Origin of the sequence: Streptomyces sp. NPDC012474 (genome assembly GCF_042955185.1) — a bacterium.
Lineage (GTDB): Bacteria > Actinomycetota > Actinomycetes > Streptomycetales > Streptomycetaceae > Streptomyces > Streptomyces cahuitamycinicus.
The window spans coordinates 26,288-43,902 of sequence record NZ_JBIBEP010000007.1; the positions used below are offsets into that span (position 1 = coordinate 26,288).

The window sequence follows — 17,615 nt, forward strand, 5'->3', positions numbered from 1 at the left end:
AGTGCGCCCGGCCGCTTTCGAGCGCCGTACGGCGGTTCTCGGAAGCGGCCGGGCGAACCCGGTCCCACGGGCGGTCAGGACAGCAGCGACGCCATCCACGCCTCGACGTCGTCGGCCCCTCGCGGCAGCGCGGAGGACAGGGTCTCGCTGCCGTCCTCGGTGACGAGGAGGTCGTCCTCGATGCGGACGCCGATGCCCCGGTACTCCTCGGGGACGGTCAGGTCGTCCGCCTGGAAGTACAGGCCGGGCTCGACGGTGAGGACCATGCCCGCCTCCAGCGTTCCGGCGGAGTACCGCTCGACGCGGGCGGCCGCGCAGTCGTGGACGTCGAGACCGAGCATGTGGCCGGTGCCGTGCATGGTCCAGCGGCGCTGCAGACCGAGTTCGAGGACCCTCTCCACCGACAGGTCCTCGAACAGCCCCCAGGAGACGAGGCGTTCGGTCAGCACACGCTGGGCGGCCTCGTGGAAGTCGCGGTAGGAAGCGCCCGGTTTCACCGCGTCGATTCCGGCCTGCTGGGCGTCGAGGACCGCCTCGTAGACCGTGCGCTGCAGCGGCGTGAAGCGGCCGCTGACGGGCAGGGTGCGGGTGATGTCGGCCGTGTAGAGGTTGCGGGTCTCCACGCCGGCGTCGAGCAGCAGCAGGTCTCCCGGGCGCACCGCGCCGTCGTTGCGCACCCAGTGGATGGTCGTGGCGTGTGGTCCGGCCGCGCAGATGGAGGCGTAACCCACGGTGTTGCCCTCGACCCGGGCGCGCAGGAAGAACGTGCCCTCGATGTAGCGCTCCGAGGTGGCCTGCGCCTTGTCCAGAGCCCGGACCACGTCCTCGAAGCCGCGCGCGGTCGCCTCACAGGCGAAGCGCAGGTCGGCGATCTCGAAGTCGTCCTTGACCAGGCGCATCTCGGAGAGGAAGACCCGGAACTCTTCGTCGCGTTCGGCTGTCACCTTGTCGCGCAGGGACTCCTCCACGCCGGCGTCCAGACCGCGCAGCACCCGGACCGGGCCGGTGGCGTCCGCCAGCAGGTCCGCCAGCCCGCGGATGTCCGCCGTGGCCAGGCCCAGCAGCCGTGCGTTCTCGGTGAGGCTGTTGCGCCGCCCGTCCCACAGCTCGCCCCGGGCCGACAGCCAGAACTCCCCGTTCTCCCGGTCGGAGCGCGGCAGCAGGTACAGCGTGGCCTCGTGGCCGCCCCCGTCCTCCGGCTCCAGGACCAGCACGCCGTCCTCGCTCTGGTCCGCGGTCAGGTAGACGTAGTCGGATCCGGGGCGGAACGGGTAGTAGGTGTCGTTGGCGCGCACCTTCAGCGTGCCGGCGGGGATGACCAGGCGCTCGCCGGGAAAGCGGGCGGAGAGCGCCGCACGGCGGCGGCCGGTGTGCGCCGCCTGCGGAACGGCTTCCAGATCGTGCCGCTCGGTGTCGGCCCAGCCCTGTCGCATCGTCTCGGCGAGTTCGTCGCTCACCTTGCGGTCCTGGCCGTTCTTGCGGGGCTCCACGGCCTCGGTCTCCTCGCCCTGAGGGTTCCGCGGAGCCCTGGGCCCCAAGGTCTCGGACGTCGGCTCGTTCACTCATGCCTCCTCGTTCGGATCGCCGCACGGTCCTTACGGGGCGCATGCGGCAGGCGCGCTGCACGGACGGACGGCTCTTGCGCGGTGGGCGCCCCGCCATGGCGCGGGACACCCGTGATCGGGACACGGCACGGTCGTGTCGTCCGGGTGGATGACACGCGGTGCGTTCCTGGGGAGTCGGCTGCCTGCCCGCTCCTGGAGCGGGCGAGGGAGCATGCCGTTCGAACCCTACATGCGGCCGATCCGTTCGATCGCCGAACGTTGCCATCCACCGTGGCGACCGCGAGGATCACCGGGTACGTCCGACGGGACGGCCACGGGTCTTCGGCCCCGTGCGGGCCACCGGATCGCCGGGGGCCGCGAACTCCGGTGCGGCACAGCGAGTATGACGAGGCATCAGTGACGGGGGGATCCGTGTCGGAGGGCGCTTCGGGAACGAGTTCGGGACTCGGATCCTACGTTCGGCTGCTGCGTCTGCCGGGGGCCACGCCCCTGGCGCTGTGGGGCGTGGTCGGCAGGGCCCCGATCGCCATGCGGTCCATCGCCTGTCTGCTCCTCGTCTCGGCGGTGACCGGGTCACTGGCCGAGGCGGGCGTGGTGGCGGCGGCCATGCTGCTCGCCCAGGGCACCGTCAGCCCGGTGCTGGGGCGCGCGGCCGACCGGCACAGTCAGCGGCGGGTCCTGCTCACCGCGTGTGCGGCCCACGTCGTGGGGATGACGATGCTGATCGTCTCCATCGTGCTGGAGGCCCCGCTGCCGCTGATGGTCGCCGCCGCGGTGGTCACCGGCTGCACCTCGGTGTCGTTCACCTCGTTCATGCGCGCACGCTGGGCGGCGATGGTCGAAAAGGGGCTGCTGCGCACCGCGTACGCCCTGGAGTCCATGCTGGACGACACGATCTTCCTGCTCGGCCCCCTGCTGGTCACCCTGCTGGCCACCGCCGTGCACCCGGCCACCGGACTGGCCGTCTGCGCGCTGCTGACACTGACCGGGTCCATCGCGGTGGCGCTGCACCGCCGGTCCGAGCCGACGCCGGAGCCGACGGTCGGCCGCGGCCCCGAGCGTGCCATCAAGGTGCCCGGCGTGTGGGTGCTGATGCTCTGTTACGCGGGCATGGGCTTCCAGTTCGGGGCGGTCGACGTCACGATGATCGCGTTCGCGCGGGAGCAGTCGGCGCCCGGCCTGAGCGGAGTGTTCCTCGCCCTCATCTCGGTCGGCAGCCTGATCTCCGGGGCGGTCTACGGCGCAGTGAACTGGCGGCTGTCGCAGGCCCGGGTGCTGTCGCTCACCACGTGTGTGCTGACGCTCGGCGTCGTCCCCCTGGCCTTCGCGGAGTCCTCTCTGGTGATGTGCTTCCTCGCCGTCCTGGCGGGTGTGGCCATCTCCCCGGGACTGATCGCGGGCAGCACGCTGATGGAGTCGGTCTGTCCCAAGGGCGCGCTCTCCGAAGGCTTTTCCTGGTTGACCAGCGCCGGCGGGATCAGCATCGCCGCCGGTACCGCGGTGGGCGGGCGGCTGGCCGACGTGTTCGGCTCCGCGGCGGCGGCGTGGGCGGGGGTCGGCGGGGGGTTCGTGGCCCTGGTCCTGAGCCTCGTGGGGCAGCCGGTGCTGAACGTCGCGCGCCCGGTCGCGGAGCCCACCTCGGAATTGGCGGTGCAGGAACAATGAGCAGAGAGGGAAGAGTTGTGGGACCAACGGAGCCCGTCCCGACCGGGGCGGACCTCAGAGGCCGGCCCGTGCCCCGGCTCTCGTTCGACGAGTTCATGGCCTTCGGCCGTGCCGCTCTCATCAGGGCCGACGTCCCGGCGGTGATCACCCTGCCGGACGGCGCCCGCGGCCTGGGCCGGGAGGGGGTGGCCGAGCGCCTCGGGCACCTCCCGGTGACGCTGTTCACCGAGCCGAGCGACAAGCGGCACCCGGAGCGCTGGACGACCCGGGAGATCAGGCTCGCCGAGTTCTTCGACGACGACCGCTACCAGAACGACGCCGGTGCCTGGAACCGCGTGGTGTCGAACATCCGCAACCGGCCGGCCGACGTCAACGCGATCCTGGGCTTCGACGCCGGAAGGCTCTTCGACTACCGGCGCTCGCTCAACGCGGCGAACCTCTGGATCAGCCGACGCGGAGTGTTCACCCAGAGCCACTTCGACGAGTTGGAGAACTTCAACATCGCCCTGGAGGGCCGCAAGCGGTTCGTCCTGACGCCCCCGGGGTTCCGGGAGTACTACCCCCGGTCGCTCCGGCAGGGGTTCGGCGACAAGTCCCAGGTCTTCGACTTCGACGACGTGGACGGCGCACGGTACCCGAAGCTCGCCGCGAGGCTGGCCGAGCGCCGGGAGGTGATCCTCGAACCCGGACAGATGCTCTACCTGCCGCTCGGCTGGTGGCACCAGGCCGAATCCCTGGACGAGATGAACATCAACATCAACTTCTGGCTGCGCGACCCGAAGATCCTGCGCAGACCGTACGTGCTGGGAGTGGCGCTCTACACGGCCGTCTTCCGCAAGCTCAAAGGCGTCTACAACTACGCACCGGCCCAGGCGGCGTCATGACCGAGCGCATCGTGATCGACCCCACCCACCGGTACCGCAACAACGACAAACTCATCGGCATCGGCAACGAATTCTGGGACATGTCGGAGCGCCACGGTCTGGCCGGCATAGCGGCCGACCTCGACGGTGGTGTGCTGCGCACCGTCCCCGGTCATGAATCCGTCCCCGCGGGGCACGAGTTCGTGAACTTCAGCTGCTGCTCCTACCTCGACCTCGACTCCCACCCCAGGATCGTCGAGGGCGGCATCGAGGCGCTGCGCCGCTACGGCGTCCTGGACCATTGCATCGCGCGCAGCCGGGTGCAGATACCCGCCATGCTGGAGTTGGAGCACTCACTGGGCGAGCTGTTCGGCGCCCATGTCGTCTGCTCCATCGCGGCGAGCACCGCGACCTTCGGCCTGCTGCCGCTGATCGCCTCCGGCCACCTCGGCAACGGTGACCGGCCATTGATGATCTTCGACAAGAACGCCCATGTCTCCATGGCCAACGTCAAGCCGGTCTGCGCCGACGAGACGGAGGTCGTCACCTGCGCTCACCACGATCTCGACTACATCGAGGACGCCTGCCGCAAGTACGCGCGCGTCGCCTACGTCTGCGACGGCAGCGACAGCCTGGGCGGCTACGCGCCGGTGAAGGAACTGGCCGAACTGCAGGACAGATACGGCCTGCTGGTCTACTACGACGACTCCCACTCACTGTCGGCGTACGGAGAGCGGGGCGTCGGCTACGTCCGTACGCACAGCCCGGTTCTGGACGAGCGCACCATCGTGGTGGTGACCCTGAACAAGGCGTTCGGCACCAGCGGCGCGGCGATCGTGCTGGACGGTTACCAGAAGGACACGCTGCGGGTCATCGAGCGCTTCGGGGGAGCCCTCAACTACTCGCAGCTGCTGAACACGGCAGCGGTCGGCGCCGGTCTCGCCTCCGCGGAGATCCACCGGACGGCCGAGCTCACCGTGCTGCAGGACCGGCTGCGCGGCAACATCGAGCTGTTCGACTCGCTGATCCACACGGACCAGGCGGGCGGCACCTTCCCGATCCGCATGGTCCCGATGAGCGACGCGACCGTGATCGAGGCAGGCCGCCGGGTGTTCGAGGCCGGCTTCTACGTCTCCCCGGTGTTCTTCCCGATCGTCGCCCGCGGCACGGCGGGACTGCGCGTGATGATGCGCGCCGGTCAGACCGAGGAACAGATCCGCCGGCTGTGCGCGGTCCTCGCCGAGGTGGGCGCCCCGACCGTGCCGTCCGACCCGGCCGAGGCCACCGGATGACGGCCCGCGCCCGCGCGATCCCGCGCAGCATCCTCTACACGCCGGCGCTGTCCCTGGACCGGGTCGTCCACGCATGGTCGTACGACGCGGACGTGTACGTCATCGACCTGGAGGACGCCGTCCCGGGGCCACGGAAGCCGGCCGCACGGCAGGTGTGCCGGGCGGCGCTGGAGAAGGCGGCGGAGCCGGCGAACATCGGGGTGCGCGTCAACCAGCTCGGCACCGCCGAGGCCGTCCACGACCTGCTGCTGCTCATCGAGTGCCCGGTCCGGCCGGGCATCGTGGTGATGACGATGGTCGACTCCGCGGTCGAGGTGGAACTGGTGCGCGCCACCCTCGCCTCGGCCGGCGCCCGGCCCGAGATCTACGTGACCGTGGAGACCCCGGCCGCCGTGGCCGCGGTCGACGCGATCGCGGCATCCGCCGACGGGCTGGTTCTCGGCTCCGCCGACCTCGCCGCCACGCTGGGCGTCGAGATCACCTGGGACGGCCTCCTCGCGGCCCGGCAGGCGATGGCCATGGCGTGTGCCCGCTACGGCACCGCCTGCGTGGACACCGCCAACTTCCGGCTGGCCGAGCCCGAGGTGCTGGCCGAGGAGACCGACCGCGTACGCGCCCTCGGCTTTCACGGCAAGGTGACCGTCCACCCGGGCGAACTCGACGCGATCAATACCGCCCTGCGCCCCGACCCGGACGAACTGCGCCGGGCCAAGCGGGTCACCGAGGCCGTTGCGTCCGCGGACGGCGGTGTCGCGGTCCTGGACGGCTCCATGGTCGGTCCGCCGTTCGCCCGGCGGGCGCGTTCGACCGTCGTCCTCGGTGAGGCGTGGGCCGCCCGGTTCTCCTCGCACGGCACCGCGGACGCGGAGACGGGCCGATGACCCTCGTCGACGCCCCCGCCTCCCGAGGGCGACACCCCGAGTCCGCGCCGCTCACCGTCGCCGTCATCGGCACCGGCGCGATAGGACAGGACCTGGTCTCCAAGATCAACGACTCGGACGTGCTGGAGTGCGCCCTGGTCGCCGGGCGCAATCCGGAGTCGGCGGGCCTGCGGCACGCAGCGCTCCTCGGCTGCCCGACCACCGCGGACGGCATCGACGCGATCCTGGCCGCGCCCCGCCCGTTCCACGTGGTCTTCGACGCCACCAGCGCGATGGCGCACGCGGAGCACTGGCGGCTGCTCCGCCCCCTCGGAACGCTGTTGATCGACCTGACCCCGAGCAGGACCGGGCGGATGGTGGTGCCCACGGTGACCGGCGTCCAGCCACCGCCCGACGGCAACGTCAGCCTGATCAGCTGCGGAGGGCAGGCGGCGATCCCCGTCGCGCACGCCCTCGCCGACCGGTTCGACGTGACGTACGTCGAGGTCGTCTCCACCGTGGCGAGCAGCATCGCGGGCCGGGCCACCCGGCTCAACCTCGACGAGTACGTCGCCACCACCCAGCACGCCTTGGCCGCGTTCACCGGCGTGAGCCGTACCAAGGCCATCCTCAACATCAGTCCGGCCGTACCTCCGGCGCGCTTCCGCACCACCGTCCACGCGGTCCTGCCCCGGGCCGAGGGCCTGGAGGTCCGGTCCGCCGTCCGCGAGGCGGCCGAACGGGTACGGCGGTTCGCCCCCGGCTATCGGGTCCTCGCCTGCGACGTGCGTGACGATCTCGTCACCGTGACCGTGGAAGTCGTCGCCGACAGCGATGTCCTGCCCCCGTACGCGGGGAACCTCGACATCATCGACTCCGCCGCCGTCCTGGTCGCCGAGCAGCACGCGGCCCGGCTCGCCACGGCGTCCCCGAAGGGAGCCGGCCGGTGAACGCCGTGGTGATTCACGACCCGACGCTGCGTGACGGCCAGCACGCCGTGCGCCACCAGCTCGGCGCGGCGGCACTGCGCGGCTACGCGGAGGCCGCCGACGCCGCCGGGATCCCGGTCGTGGAGGTGGGCCACGGCAACGGCCTGGGTGCTTCCTCCCTCCAGGTCGGCCGCGCCGCCGTCAGTGACGACGTGATGCTGTCGACCGTGCGGGAAGCCCTGCGGCACAGCAGGATGGCCGTGTTCATGCTGCCCGGATGGGGCACCTCGGACGATCTGCGCAAGGCCGTCGGGCACGGGGCCGACGTGGTCCGCATCGGCGTGCACTGCACGGAGACCTCGCTCGCCGAGCGCCATCTGGGCCACCTGCGCGAGCAGGGCACCGAGGCCCACTGCGTACTGATGATGAGCCACATGGCCACCCCCGCCGAACTCGCCGACCAGGCGGCCGACGCCGTGCGCTACGGGGCACAGGCGGTGGGCATCATGGACTCCGCGGGCCACCTCCTGCCCGAGGACGTCACCCACCGGATCGGTCTGATCAGCGCGGCGGTCGACGTGCCCGTGATCTTCCACGGGCACAACAACCTGGGCATGGCCGTCGCGAACTCGGTCGCGGCCGCCCAGGCGGGCGCGGGGATCATCGACGGCTGTGCGCGCGGTTTCGGGGCCGGCGCGGGCAACACCCAGCTGGAGGTCCTCGTACCCGTGCTGGAACGCACCGGGTTCGCCACCGGCATCGACCTGTACGGCCTGCTGGACGCCGCCGAATTCGCCGAGCGGCACCTGATGTCCGTGCCGCCGGCCACCGGCTCGCTCAGCATCGTCAGCGGTCTGGCCGGGGTGTTCTCCGGGTTCAAGCACCAGGTGCTGGAACGGTCGGAGCGGGCCGGAGTCGATCCGCGGGACGTCTTCTTCGCGCTCGGCAGACACCAGGCCATCGCCGGGCAGGAGGACCTGATCGCGCAGGCGGTGGCCGAACTGAGCGCCGGGGAATCAGCGGGATGAGCGCTCCGGTGAGTCTCGGCCCCGAGGACATGGCGGGCAGCCATCAGCTGCTGCGGGTGGTCGACGCGCTGGCCGAGGCCTTCGCCGATCTGTCGGCCGGGCGCGTGTCGTCCCCGCCGCGCACGGTCGTCCCGCATGACGGACAACGGGAGTTGCTGACCGCGACCTCGGTCTGGGAGCGGCACGGGGTGGGCAGCGTCAAGATCACCACCCTCACTCCGGGCAACCCCGATCGGGGACTGCCGCTGATCCACGGCATCGTCGCGCTGACCGACCTGGACACCGGACGGATCGTCGCCCTGCTGGAGGGCGCCGGGCTGACGGCCGTTCGGACCGCCGCGGCGGCCGCCCTCGCCACCCGGCTGTGTGCCCCCGCGGACGCCGCGGACCTCGCCGTGCTCGGTGCGGGCGCTCAGGCCCGCGCCCTGGTGCCGGCGATGGCAGCGGTGCGTCCGGTCCGGACGGTCCGGGTGTTCTCGCGTACCCCGGAGCGGACCGCGCGGTTCGCCCGGTGGATCAGCGACACCACCGACGGCCGCGTCCGGACTGTCGTCTGCGACACGGCTGAGGACGCCGTCAGTGACGCCGCGCTCATCTGCACCGCCACGTCCACGAGCGGTCGGCAGCCGCTCGTGGAGGCTGGATGGGTGCGGCCGGGCGCGCACGTCAACGTGATCGGCGGCACCCACGAAGACGCCCTGGAGCTCGACCCGGCGCTCCTCGCGCAGGCCTTCGTCACCGTGGAGGACCGGGCCGCCGCCTGTGCCGAGGCGGGGGAGGTGCGAGCGGCGTTGGCCGGTGGACTGATCGACGCCCACGCGCTGCACGAGCTGGGCGAGCTGGTCACCGGGACGGCCGGGCCGATGGGCCGTACCTCGGTGTTCCGCAGCGTGGGCATGGCCATCGAGGACACGGCCGCCGCGGCCGCGTTGGCCGCGGGAGCCCGTACGTGAGGTCAACCGGCTTCCCGGCAGCGCACCATGAAGGACCGCTCGAAGACGATGACGGCCTCCCCGGTGGATTTGGTGCCGGTGGTCTCGACCGTCACGATCCCCTGCCCGGGCCGCGACTTCGACAGCCGCTTGGCCAGGATCCGGCTCGTCGCGTACAGGGTGTCTCCCACGTACACCGGGTCCTTCAGACGGACCCTGTCCCAGCCGAGGTTGGCCACCGCCCGCGCGGACAGCGCCTGTACGGTCATGCCGCCGACCAGACACAGCGTGATCCCGCTGTTCACCAGCACCCGCCCGTACTCCGTGCCCTGCCCGTAGGCCGTGTCGAAGTGCAGCGGATGCTGGTTCATCGTCAGCAGCGTCAGCCAGGTGTTGTCGGTCTCGCTGATGGTCCGCCCCGGCCAGTGCCGGATCACCATCCCCGGCTCGAAGTCCTCGTAGTCCCCGCCGTGTTCTTCGACGAACTCGTTGTCCTGGACGCGGCGCAGGGCCATGCGGCGTTCCCCCTCGTGCGATCGCTCTGCCGGACGGGCGCAGGCCGCCGGGACGGCGGCACCGGGGAGACGACGTCGCCCCCCGCACACATTAGCGACGCCCCCAGGACCGGTAGAACAGGAGAAGGACGATGAGTCTGCTTCACGAGTCGGCTCCCCGAGCGACGACCGGGCACCCATGGTTCGGCCGGCACCGGTTCCTGCCGGCCGCGTCGGCGCCGCGGATCCGGGAGATGCTCCGTACCGGCATCCGGGACATCGGGTCTCCGTACCAGTCGCTCCTGCCCGCGGCTCCGATCACCCTGCCGGTGGCCTCCTACGCGGAGTTGTTCCGGGTCACCGCGGCCCTGCTCGACCTGGTGCGCCGTACCGCTCTGGAGAGCGCACCCACCACCGAAGGGCGCCTGGCCGCCTATCGCATGCCGCACAGCGAGCACCAGCTGTTCATGGCCGACCAGTTCACCGAGGAGCGGTACGCGGACTGCGTGAGCCGCCCGGACGTCGTGATCGGGGCGGACGGACCGAAGTTCCTCGAATTCAACGTCAGCGGGGCGCTCGGCGGGCCCGTGGAGACCCACAGCCGCCTCCAGGTCTGGCGCGCACTCTACGCAGACGCCCTGGGCCGAGTGCCGTTCGGCCACGAGGACCCGTTCGCCGTCCGTACCGAGATGTTCCGCGGCCTCTGCCGGGAGCGGGGGGTGGCTCCCCGGGTGGCACTGCTGGGCAGCGCGCGTGACCAAGGGGGGTTCACCCGCTACTTCGACCTGCAGACCGACTACTTCAACACGCACGGGCTGACCGCACGCTTCTTCGAACCCGAGGACCTGAGCGAGGCCTGGGACTGCCCGCCCCACCTGCGTTACCCCCTGGGACTGAGAGACTTCACCATCCCCGACTGGGCCGAACTCGGCATCGACACCGCCCCGGTGCAGCAAGCACTGGACAACGGCTGCCTGCTGGTGGGCACCCAGACCTCCACCTTCCTGTCCAGCAAGCTGACGCTGGGCATGCTGTCGGAGGGCCGGCCGTGGATGAGCTCCGCCGAGCGCGCCCTGGTGGAGAGGTACCTGCCCTGGACGAGGGTGCTCTCCCACCGGTGGACGACCCGCGAAGGCCGCAAGGTCGACCTCGTGCGCCACGCCGTGGACCACCGGGAGTCGCTTGTGCTCAAGGAGAGCCTCGGAATGAGCGGCAGACAGGTCGTCATCGGCCGTGACACGGGCCAGGCCGAGTGGGAGGCGGCGGTGACGAGCGCCGCCGACACGGGCGCCAGCGTCGTGCAGGAGTTCGTGCAGGCGCGCACGTGCCGTCTGGCGGTCGTCTCCGACGACGTGGACGAGCCGTACGACCTCGACATCGCCCCGGTCTTCGGACCCCTGCTGTTCGCCGGCCGCCCGGCGGGCGTGTTGTCCCGCTTCTCCGCCGACACCACGACCGGCATCGTCAGCATCGCGGGGAGCAACAGCTCCCACGACTGCGTGGTGGCCGTCTGACAGGGCTGCGTGGGTCCGCCCCGCAGGGCATGGGCCCGTCCACCGATGCTCACAGGCGGGCGGCGACGACCGGGCCGATCTCCTGCAAGGCAGCGGGCGTCATCATCTGCATGTGCCCGGCGGACACCGGAATGCTGGTGATCGCACCGCCGATGTGCGGACGCCACACCTCTGCCAGCCCGCTGGGCCCGCGGACCGGGTCGTTCGCCTCGAAGAAGAGCATGTCGCCGTCGAAGTGCGGCGGCCGGGCGGCGTCGCTGATCCGGATGGTGTTACGGGTGGTGGTGATGATCGCCTCGATGGTGGGCGCGTCGGTCCCGGCCAGCGGGCTGGAGGCGTCGTGCAGGATCTCCTGAACGCGCCGAAGCGGAATGGGCCCGGTGCCGGGCTCGGCGTCGAAGGCCGGCAGGCCGTCGAAGGCGAGCTTGAGCGCGTCGCGCTGGCTCATCTCGGGCCGCTCGCCGCGCGCCCCGCCGTGACTGGAGTCGAGTACGGCCAGCAGTGACACCTGTTCGCCGGCCGCGCGCAGGCGGCCGGCCACCGTGTGCGCGGCGTTGCCGCCGAAGGACCAGCCCAGCAGCCGGTACGGGCCGGTGGGACGGATCTGCCGGATCTGCCGCACGTAGTCGGCAGCGAGGGCGTCCATGTCGGCCGCGACCGGCTCGTGGCCCGTCAGCCCGCGCGCCTGGAGCCCGTACACAGGGACGCTCTTGGGCAGATGGCGCAGGAGGCCGAAGTAGCACCAGGCCATCCCGCCGCCCGGATGAACGCAGAAGAGCGGCACGCCGTCGCCCTGCTCGCGGATCCTCAGCAGCGACTGCAGGCCCCTGGTCTCCGCATCCCGGCTGCCCTTCTCCCGGGCGGCCTCGGCCAGGCGCGCCACCGTGCGCCGGTCCAGCAGGTCACGCATCGACAGCCGCACCCCGAGCTCCGCCCGGGTACGGCTCAGCAGCCGGGTCGCGGACAGTGAACTGCCGCCCAGGTCGAAGAAGTCGTCGTGGATGCCGACCCGTTCGACGCCGAGGGCCTCCGCGAAGCACTCGGCGAGCACCTCCTCCCGGGCGTCGCGTGGGGCACCGGAGTCGGCCTGCGCAGCCGGGCCGGGCTCCGGGAGCGCCGCGTAGTCGACCTTGCCGTTGGGCGTGACGGGGAGCGTCGGCAGTCGGACGAAGGCGGACGGGACCATGTAGTCGGGCAGCAACTCGGCCAGCCGCCGGGCCAGCTCCGCATCCGGCGGGTACGACAGCCGCTCACCGGGGACCAGGTAGGCCGTGAGCCTCTTGTCGTTGACATCGGGGCCGTGTGCCGCGACCGCGACCTGGGCGGCCTGCGTCAGATCGCCCAGCACGGTCTCGATCTCGCCCGGCTCGACCCGGAAGCCGCGCACCTTGACCTGATTGCCGATGCGGCCGGCGAACTCCAGGTCGCCCTGCGGGTTGCGGCGCCCGAGATCTCCCGAGCGGTACATCCTGGCGCCGGGAGCACCGAACGGGTCCGCCACGAAAGCCGCGGCTGTCAGGGAGCCCTGGCCGTGATAGCCGCGGGCCACCCCCTCGCCCGCGAGATAGATCTCCCCGGTCGCCCCGTCCGGCACGGGATGCAGCTTCTCGTCGAGGAGGTACACCCGATCGCCGTCCAGCGGGCGGCCCAGCGGCACCTCGCGGTCCGGGGGCTCGGCCATCGCGTGGTGGGTGGCGAACAGCGTGACCTCGGTGGGCCCGTACATGGCACGCACCGTGGTGCCTGGGCACGCCTCCAGCACCTTGCGCACCGCGGCCGGGGAGACCACGTCGCCCCCGGTCAGCACCTCCCGTACGGAGCGGAACGTCTCCGGCGCACAATCCGCCACCACCCGGAACAGACCGGCGGTCAGGTGCAGTCCGTCGACCGCGTACCGCTCGATGAGCGGGCGCAGCGCCTGCGCCTCGAAACCGGCGGGGGCCAGTGCGAGACTCCCGCCGCGCAGCAGCGGGACCCAGATCTCGTAGCTCACCACGTCGAAGGCGTGGGGCGCGAGCATCAGGATCCGGCGGTGGCACTCGTCCCGCCACAGCGCGTCGTCGACCAGGGCCAGCACGTTCCGGTGCGGCACCGCGACGCCCTTGGGGGTGCCGGTGGAGCCCGAGGTGAGGGCGACGTAGGCGAGGCTGCTCCCATGGCAGGGCGGCGCGGGGGGTGCGGCGGGCGCGTCGGCGGGCTCCGACGGGTCGATGACGGTCAGGCCCCGGGTGTCGGGCAGCGGCATCGCACTCCGGTCGGCCACGAGGACGCGGACCCCTGCCCCGTCCAGCACCTGGCGCTGCCGGGCGGGGGGATTGCGGGTGTGCAGGGGGAGATAGGCGGCGCCGGACTTGAGGATCCCCAGCAGCGCCACCGGCAGGTCCGGGGAGCGCTCCATCAGCAGCGCCACCGGCTCGTCCGGGCGGACGCCGTGGGCCAGGAGACGGTGGGCCAGGGCGTTCGCCCGCCGCTCCAGTTCGCCGTAGGTCAGCTCCTTGTCGCCGCCGCTGACGGCGACGGCGTCGGGCTGCCGCCGGGCACGTTCGGAGAAGCGCCCGTGGATGGTGTGCCGGGAGTCGAGTTTTTGGGCCATCGCCGCGTTACCCCTTCGGGCGGTCGTCGGTCGTCGGTTATCGATCATCGGGCGCCGGGGCGGCGCGCGTCGTCAGCGCAGCGCCACCGGGAGGCTGCGGAAGCCCCGCAGGAACGTCGAGTAGATGGGCTGCGGGGGGCCGCACAGCTCGATGCCGCCCACGCGGTCGCGCAGCACGGTCAGCACGGCGCCGATCTCGGCCCGGCCCAGGAAGGCGCCGAGGCAGAAGTGCGGGCCGCTGCCCAGGCCCAGGTGCCGGTTGGGGGTGCGGTCCGGGACGAAGACGTCCGCCTGCGGGAAGGCCGTCTCGTCCCGGTTGGCCGAGATGTTCCACGCGGTGACGATGTCGCCGCTCCGGATCCGCCGGCCGTGCAGGTCGAAGTCCTCCGCCGCGGTGCGTCCGACGTGCTGGACCGGGCTGGTCCAGCGGATGATCTCCTCCACGGCGGCCGCCGGCGGCACGGAGCCCTCTCGCAGTCCGCGCAGCAGGCCGGGCCGGCTGCCGAACCGCTCCACCGCCGAGATCATCCCGAGCCGGCTGGTGTGGTCTCCGGCCAGCAACAGCCCGTAGCAGTTGAGGATGATCTGCTGGTCGGTGAGCGGGACGCCGTCCACCTCTGCGGCCGCCATCGCGCTGAGCAGGTCGTCGGCCGGCTCGTCGCGCTTGTCCTCCAGAGCGCGGGCACAGTAGTCGAGCAGTTCGGTGCGGGTGGCCCAGCGATCCTCCGGCGACTGGTCGGTGGAGGCGGCGCTGAGCGCGTCCCGGCTCAGTTCGAGCAGACGAGGCCGGTCCTCCTCGGGCATGCCCAGGAGTTCGCAGATGGTCCAGATGGGGACCTTGTCGGCGACGTCTTCGGCGAAGTCGAAACGGCCGCCGCCGATGCGCTCGGTGATCAGTGCGGCGACCCGGGCGGCCAGGCGATCCACCACGCCCTGTCTGATCGCGGGGGTGAGCGACTTCCTGAGGACGTTGCGCAGGGGCTGGTGCTCCGGCGCGTCCATCATGAACAGCACCTCGCCCGCGGCCGGGTCGCCCTCCGGCTTGCGCAGGGACTCCAGCATGTTGCCGGGGCCGGAGCGGAAGCGGTGGCTGTCCTTGTAGAGGTCCAGCACGTCGTCGTAGCGCGAAAGCACCCAGAAGCCGCGCCCCTCCGGGGAGTCCGGCTGGTGGTGGAGGGGCGCTTCGGTGCGCAGGCGGCGCCAGACGTCGTCGATGTCCGCCCGGCAGTGGGTTGCGGGATCGGCCAGGTCGATGGCAGCGAGGTCGAGGTCCGCCACGGCCGGCGCGGCCGACGGGGGAGTGCTCACGTCGTCTCCTGCAGCGCTCGGGCCAGCTCCGGGCCGATCACGTCGAGGGCCGCGGGGCCGAGCAGCTCGTGGTGGGTGAAGGGCACCGGTCTGCGGATGATCTCGCCGGTGATCCAGGGCTCCCAGAAGTCGCTGGCGCGGTTGTCCGCGGGCGCCGTCGAGGGCTCGAAGATGAGCAGGTCTCCGTGGAAGTGCTGCTGGACCGACTCGTCCCCGAGCTTGAGGTTGTTGGCGGTGACGGCCACGAGCCTCTCGATGGTCTCCTCGCTGAGGCCCGCCAGCACGCTGCCCTGCTCCGCGAGGATCTCCCGCACGCGCGCCGGCGGAATCGGACCCACCCCCGGCTCCGCGGCGATGGCGTCGACGCCCTCGAAGGTCTGGCGGAGGAGTTCGCGCCGGTCCGGGTTTCGGTTGACGGCCGTGTCCTCGCGCCGGGCGTCGAGCACGGCGAGCAGCGCCACCCGCTCCCCCCGGTCCTGCAGATGGACGGCGGCCGCCTGCGCGACCAGACCACCGAAGGACCACCCGACCAGGGCGTACGGGCCGCCCGGGCACAGCGTACGGATCCGCTCGGCGTAGGTCGCGGCCATCTCCTCCAGGGTGCGCGGCAGCTTCTCACCGCTGTCGACCACCTGGTCCTGCAGGCCGAACACCGGGTGACCGCGGGGGATGTGCTGCAACAGCCCCGAGTAGCACCAGGCCAGGCCGCCGCCCGGGTGGAAGCAGAACAGCGGGGTCTTCCGGCCGGCCTCGCGCAGCGTGAGGATCGGCCCCAGCCCGCTCATGCTCTGCGCATCGGCTTCCAGCAGGCCGAGGATGCCCGCCACGGTCGGCGCCTCCAGCAGATAGCGCACCGGCAGGTCCATGCCGAGGACCTTGCGGACACGCCCGGCGAGTCTGGTGGCCAGCAGGGAGTGTCCGCCCAGGTCGAAGAAGGAGTCGTCGATGCCCACCGACTCCACCGACAGCACCTCGGCGAACAGGCCGCAGAGGATCTCCTCGTGCGGGCTGCGCGGCAGCCGCCCGGTCCGGCCCGGTTCGGCCGCGGGGTCGGGCAACGCCTCGTAGTCGACCTTCCCGTTGGCCGTCAACGGCAGGGTGTCCAGGAAGACGTACGCGGAGGGCACCATGTACTCGGGCAGTGTCGCCGCGGCGAAGTCCCGCACCGCGCGGGCATCCTTCTCCCCGTCGACGACAAGGTAGGCGACCAGCGACTTCTCGTCATCGGACTGCGCCCCCAGCCGGGCCAGCACCGCGACCTGCCCGGTCCCCGGGAAGCCGGACAGCGTGTGCTCCACCTCGCGCGGCTCGATCCGGAAGCCGCGGATCTTGACCTGGTCGTCCGCGCGGCCGAGGAACTCCAGCATGCCGTCGCCGTTCCAGCGCACCCGGTCGCCCGTGGCGTACATGCGCTCGCCCGCCCCGCCGTAGGGATCGGCGACGAAGCGTTCGGAGGTCAGGTCCGGGCGGCCCAGGTAGCCGCGTGCCAGCCCGGCGCCCGCGATGTACAGCGAGCCTTCGTCGCCGACGGCGACCGGACGCAGCCGGTCGTCCAGCACGTGCAGCCGGGTGTCGTCCAGCGGCCGGCCCAGCGGCACCCCGGCAGGGCCGTACACGGCGTCCCGGGGCAGTGCGACCTGGGTGGCGAACAGCGTGGTCTCCGTCGGCCCGTACGTGGTGCGCACCACGGTCTGCGGACAGGCCCGCTGAATCCGCTGCACGGCCGTCGGCGGCACCACATCGCCGCCCGTCAGCACCTCCCGGACGGCGGAGAAGCACCCCGGCTCCTCCTGCGCCATCACCCGGAAGAGCCCGGCGGTCAGCAGGACGCCGGTCACCTTCTCGTCGATGATCGTCTGCGCGTACGCCCGCGCGTCCACCGCGCCCGGCGGCGGCAGGACCACCGTGCCGCCGTGCAGGAGCGCCACCCACAGGTCGTAGACCGACGCGTCGAAGGCGTACGGGGCCGCCATCAGCACGCGGGTGTGTCGGTCCGGGACGAACATCCGGTCGTGCGCGAAGCGGGTGACCTCGTCGTGCGCGATCGCGACGCCCTTGGGTTCGCCGGTGGAGCCGGAGGTGAACATCACCGACAACAGCTGGCCGGGCCTCACCCGTGCCGCGGTCTCGGTGGTGGGCCGCGCCGCGATGCCGGGGCAGTCGTCCACGACGATCGACGTGTCGGTCCCGGGCAGTTGCCGCTCGGCGCAGGCCCGGTCGGTCAGCAGGATGCGGACGCCGGCGGCATCGGTGATGGCCTGCATCCGCTGGACCGGATTCGCGTGGTGCAGCGGCAGGTAGGCCGCACCGGACTTCAGCACGCCCAGGATCGAGACGATCAGGTCGATCGTCTTCTCCTGGTGGACCGCCACCAGTTCTTCGGGCCGGGCCCCGGCCTCGATCAGGTGGTGGGCCAGCTGATTGGAGCGCTCGTCGAGTTCCCGGTAGGTGAGGGTGCCGCCCCCCGCCTCCTGGACTGCCACCGCGTTCGGGGACAGCCGCGCTTGCTTGGTGAAGCAGTGGTGCACCGGCTTGCTGTTGTCCATCGGCTATCTCCTCGAGATGAAACGGC

Annotated in this window: 13 protein-coding genes; 8 read left to right on the plus strand and 5 right to left on the minus strand. The window is 71.8% G+C overall.

The genetic code is table 11. The features are described from left to right. Positions 1–74: 74 nt before the first annotated feature. Complete coding sequence (locus ACFY9S_RS17380) at positions 75–1,538, minus strand: aminopeptidase P N-terminal domain-containing protein (protein WP_391129568.1); 1,464 nt, start codon at positions 1,536–1,538, stop codon at positions 75–77. A gap of 438 nt (positions 1,539–1,976) precedes the next feature. Here ACFY9S_RS17380 and ACFY9S_RS17385 point away from each other — a divergent pair, with 438 nt between their 5' ends. From ACFY9S_RS17385 to ACFY9S_RS17415, 7 genes are all read left to right on the plus strand, one after another. Beyond that, positions 1,977–3,230, plus strand: coding sequence for an MFS transporter (locus tag ACFY9S_RS17385; protein WP_391128876.1), 1,254 nt, complete (start codon positions 1,977–1,979; stop codon positions 3,228–3,230). Between the two features lie 95 nt (positions 3,231–3,325). Continuing rightward, on the plus strand, positions 3,326–4,114 hold the full coding sequence (locus tag ACFY9S_RS17390) for a cupin-like domain-containing protein (RefSeq protein WP_391129571.1): 789 nt from the start codon (positions 3,326–3,328) through the stop codon (positions 4,112–4,114). Further along, complete coding sequence (locus ACFY9S_RS17395) at positions 4,111–5,385, plus strand: aminotransferase class I/II-fold pyridoxal phosphate-dependent enzyme (protein WP_391128879.1); 1,275 nt, start codon at positions 4,111–4,113, stop codon at positions 5,383–5,385. The genes ACFY9S_RS17390 and ACFY9S_RS17395 overlap by 4 nt, the downstream gene beginning before the upstream one ends. Continuing rightward, positions 5,382–6,266, plus strand: coding sequence for an aldolase/citrate lyase family protein (locus ACFY9S_RS17400; RefSeq protein ID WP_391128881.1), 885 nt, complete (start codon positions 5,382–5,384; stop codon positions 6,264–6,266). The genes ACFY9S_RS17395 and ACFY9S_RS17400 overlap by 4 nt, the downstream gene beginning before the upstream one ends. Then, positions 6,263–7,195, plus strand: coding sequence for an acetaldehyde dehydrogenase (acetylating) (locus ACFY9S_RS17405; RefSeq protein ID WP_391128884.1), 933 nt, complete (start codon positions 6,263–6,265; stop codon positions 7,193–7,195). The genes ACFY9S_RS17400 and ACFY9S_RS17405 overlap by 4 nt, the downstream gene beginning before the upstream one ends. Next, positions 7,192–8,202, plus strand: coding sequence for a 4-hydroxy-2-oxovalerate aldolase (gene dmpG, locus ACFY9S_RS17410; protein WP_391128887.1), 1,011 nt, complete (start codon positions 7,192–7,194; stop codon positions 8,200–8,202). Before ACFY9S_RS17405 ends, dmpG begins: the two co-directional genes overlap by 4 nt. Beyond that, entirely contained in the window at positions 8,199–9,155 is a 957-nt protein-coding gene (locus ACFY9S_RS17415; protein WP_391128890.1) for an ornithine cyclodeaminase family protein, read from the plus strand. Before dmpG ends, ACFY9S_RS17415 begins: the two co-directional genes overlap by 4 nt. Before the next feature lie 2 nt (positions 9,156–9,157). Here ACFY9S_RS17415 and ACFY9S_RS17420 read toward each other — a convergent pair whose 3' ends face one another. After that, positions 9,158–9,649 carry a MaoC/PaaZ C-terminal domain-containing protein gene (locus ACFY9S_RS17420; protein ID WP_391128893.1) on the minus strand — a complete coding sequence of 164 codons (492 nt, stop codon included), beginning with the start codon at positions 9,647–9,649 and terminating at the stop codon, positions 9,158–9,160. 131 nt (positions 9,650–9,780) lie between these two features. On the opposite strand from ACFY9S_RS17420, the gene ACFY9S_RS17425 reads away from it, so the two are divergent. Beyond that, positions 9,781–11,142: a hypothetical protein gene (locus tag ACFY9S_RS17425; protein ID WP_391128896.1), complete on the plus strand. Its 1,362-nt coding sequence runs from the start codon at positions 9,781–9,783 to the stop codon at positions 11,140–11,142. Positions 11,143–11,191: 49 nt separating this feature from the next. Here the strand turns inward: ACFY9S_RS17425 and ACFY9S_RS17430 are convergent, their stop codons facing one another. From ACFY9S_RS17430 to ACFY9S_RS17440, 3 genes are all read right to left on the minus strand, one after another. Further along, positions 11,192–13,735 carry an amino acid adenylation domain-containing protein gene (locus ACFY9S_RS17430; RefSeq protein ID WP_391128899.1) on the minus strand — a complete coding sequence of 848 codons (2,544 nt, stop codon included), beginning with the start codon at positions 13,733–13,735 and terminating at the stop codon, positions 11,192–11,194. 72 nt (positions 13,736–13,807) lie between these two features. Next, positions 13,808–15,043 carry a cytochrome P450 gene (locus ACFY9S_RS17435; protein ID WP_391128901.1) on the minus strand — a complete coding sequence of 412 codons (1,236 nt, stop codon included), beginning with the start codon at positions 15,041–15,043 and terminating at the stop codon, positions 13,808–13,810. After that, the gene (locus ACFY9S_RS17440) at positions 15,040–17,589 is read right to left on the minus strand and encodes an amino acid adenylation domain-containing protein (RefSeq protein ID WP_391128904.1); all 2,550 of its coding nucleotides are present in this window, start codon (positions 17,587–17,589) and stop codon (positions 15,040–15,042) included. The genes ACFY9S_RS17435 and ACFY9S_RS17440 overlap by 4 nt, the downstream gene beginning before the upstream one ends. Positions 17,590–17,615: the final 26 nt, after the last annotated feature.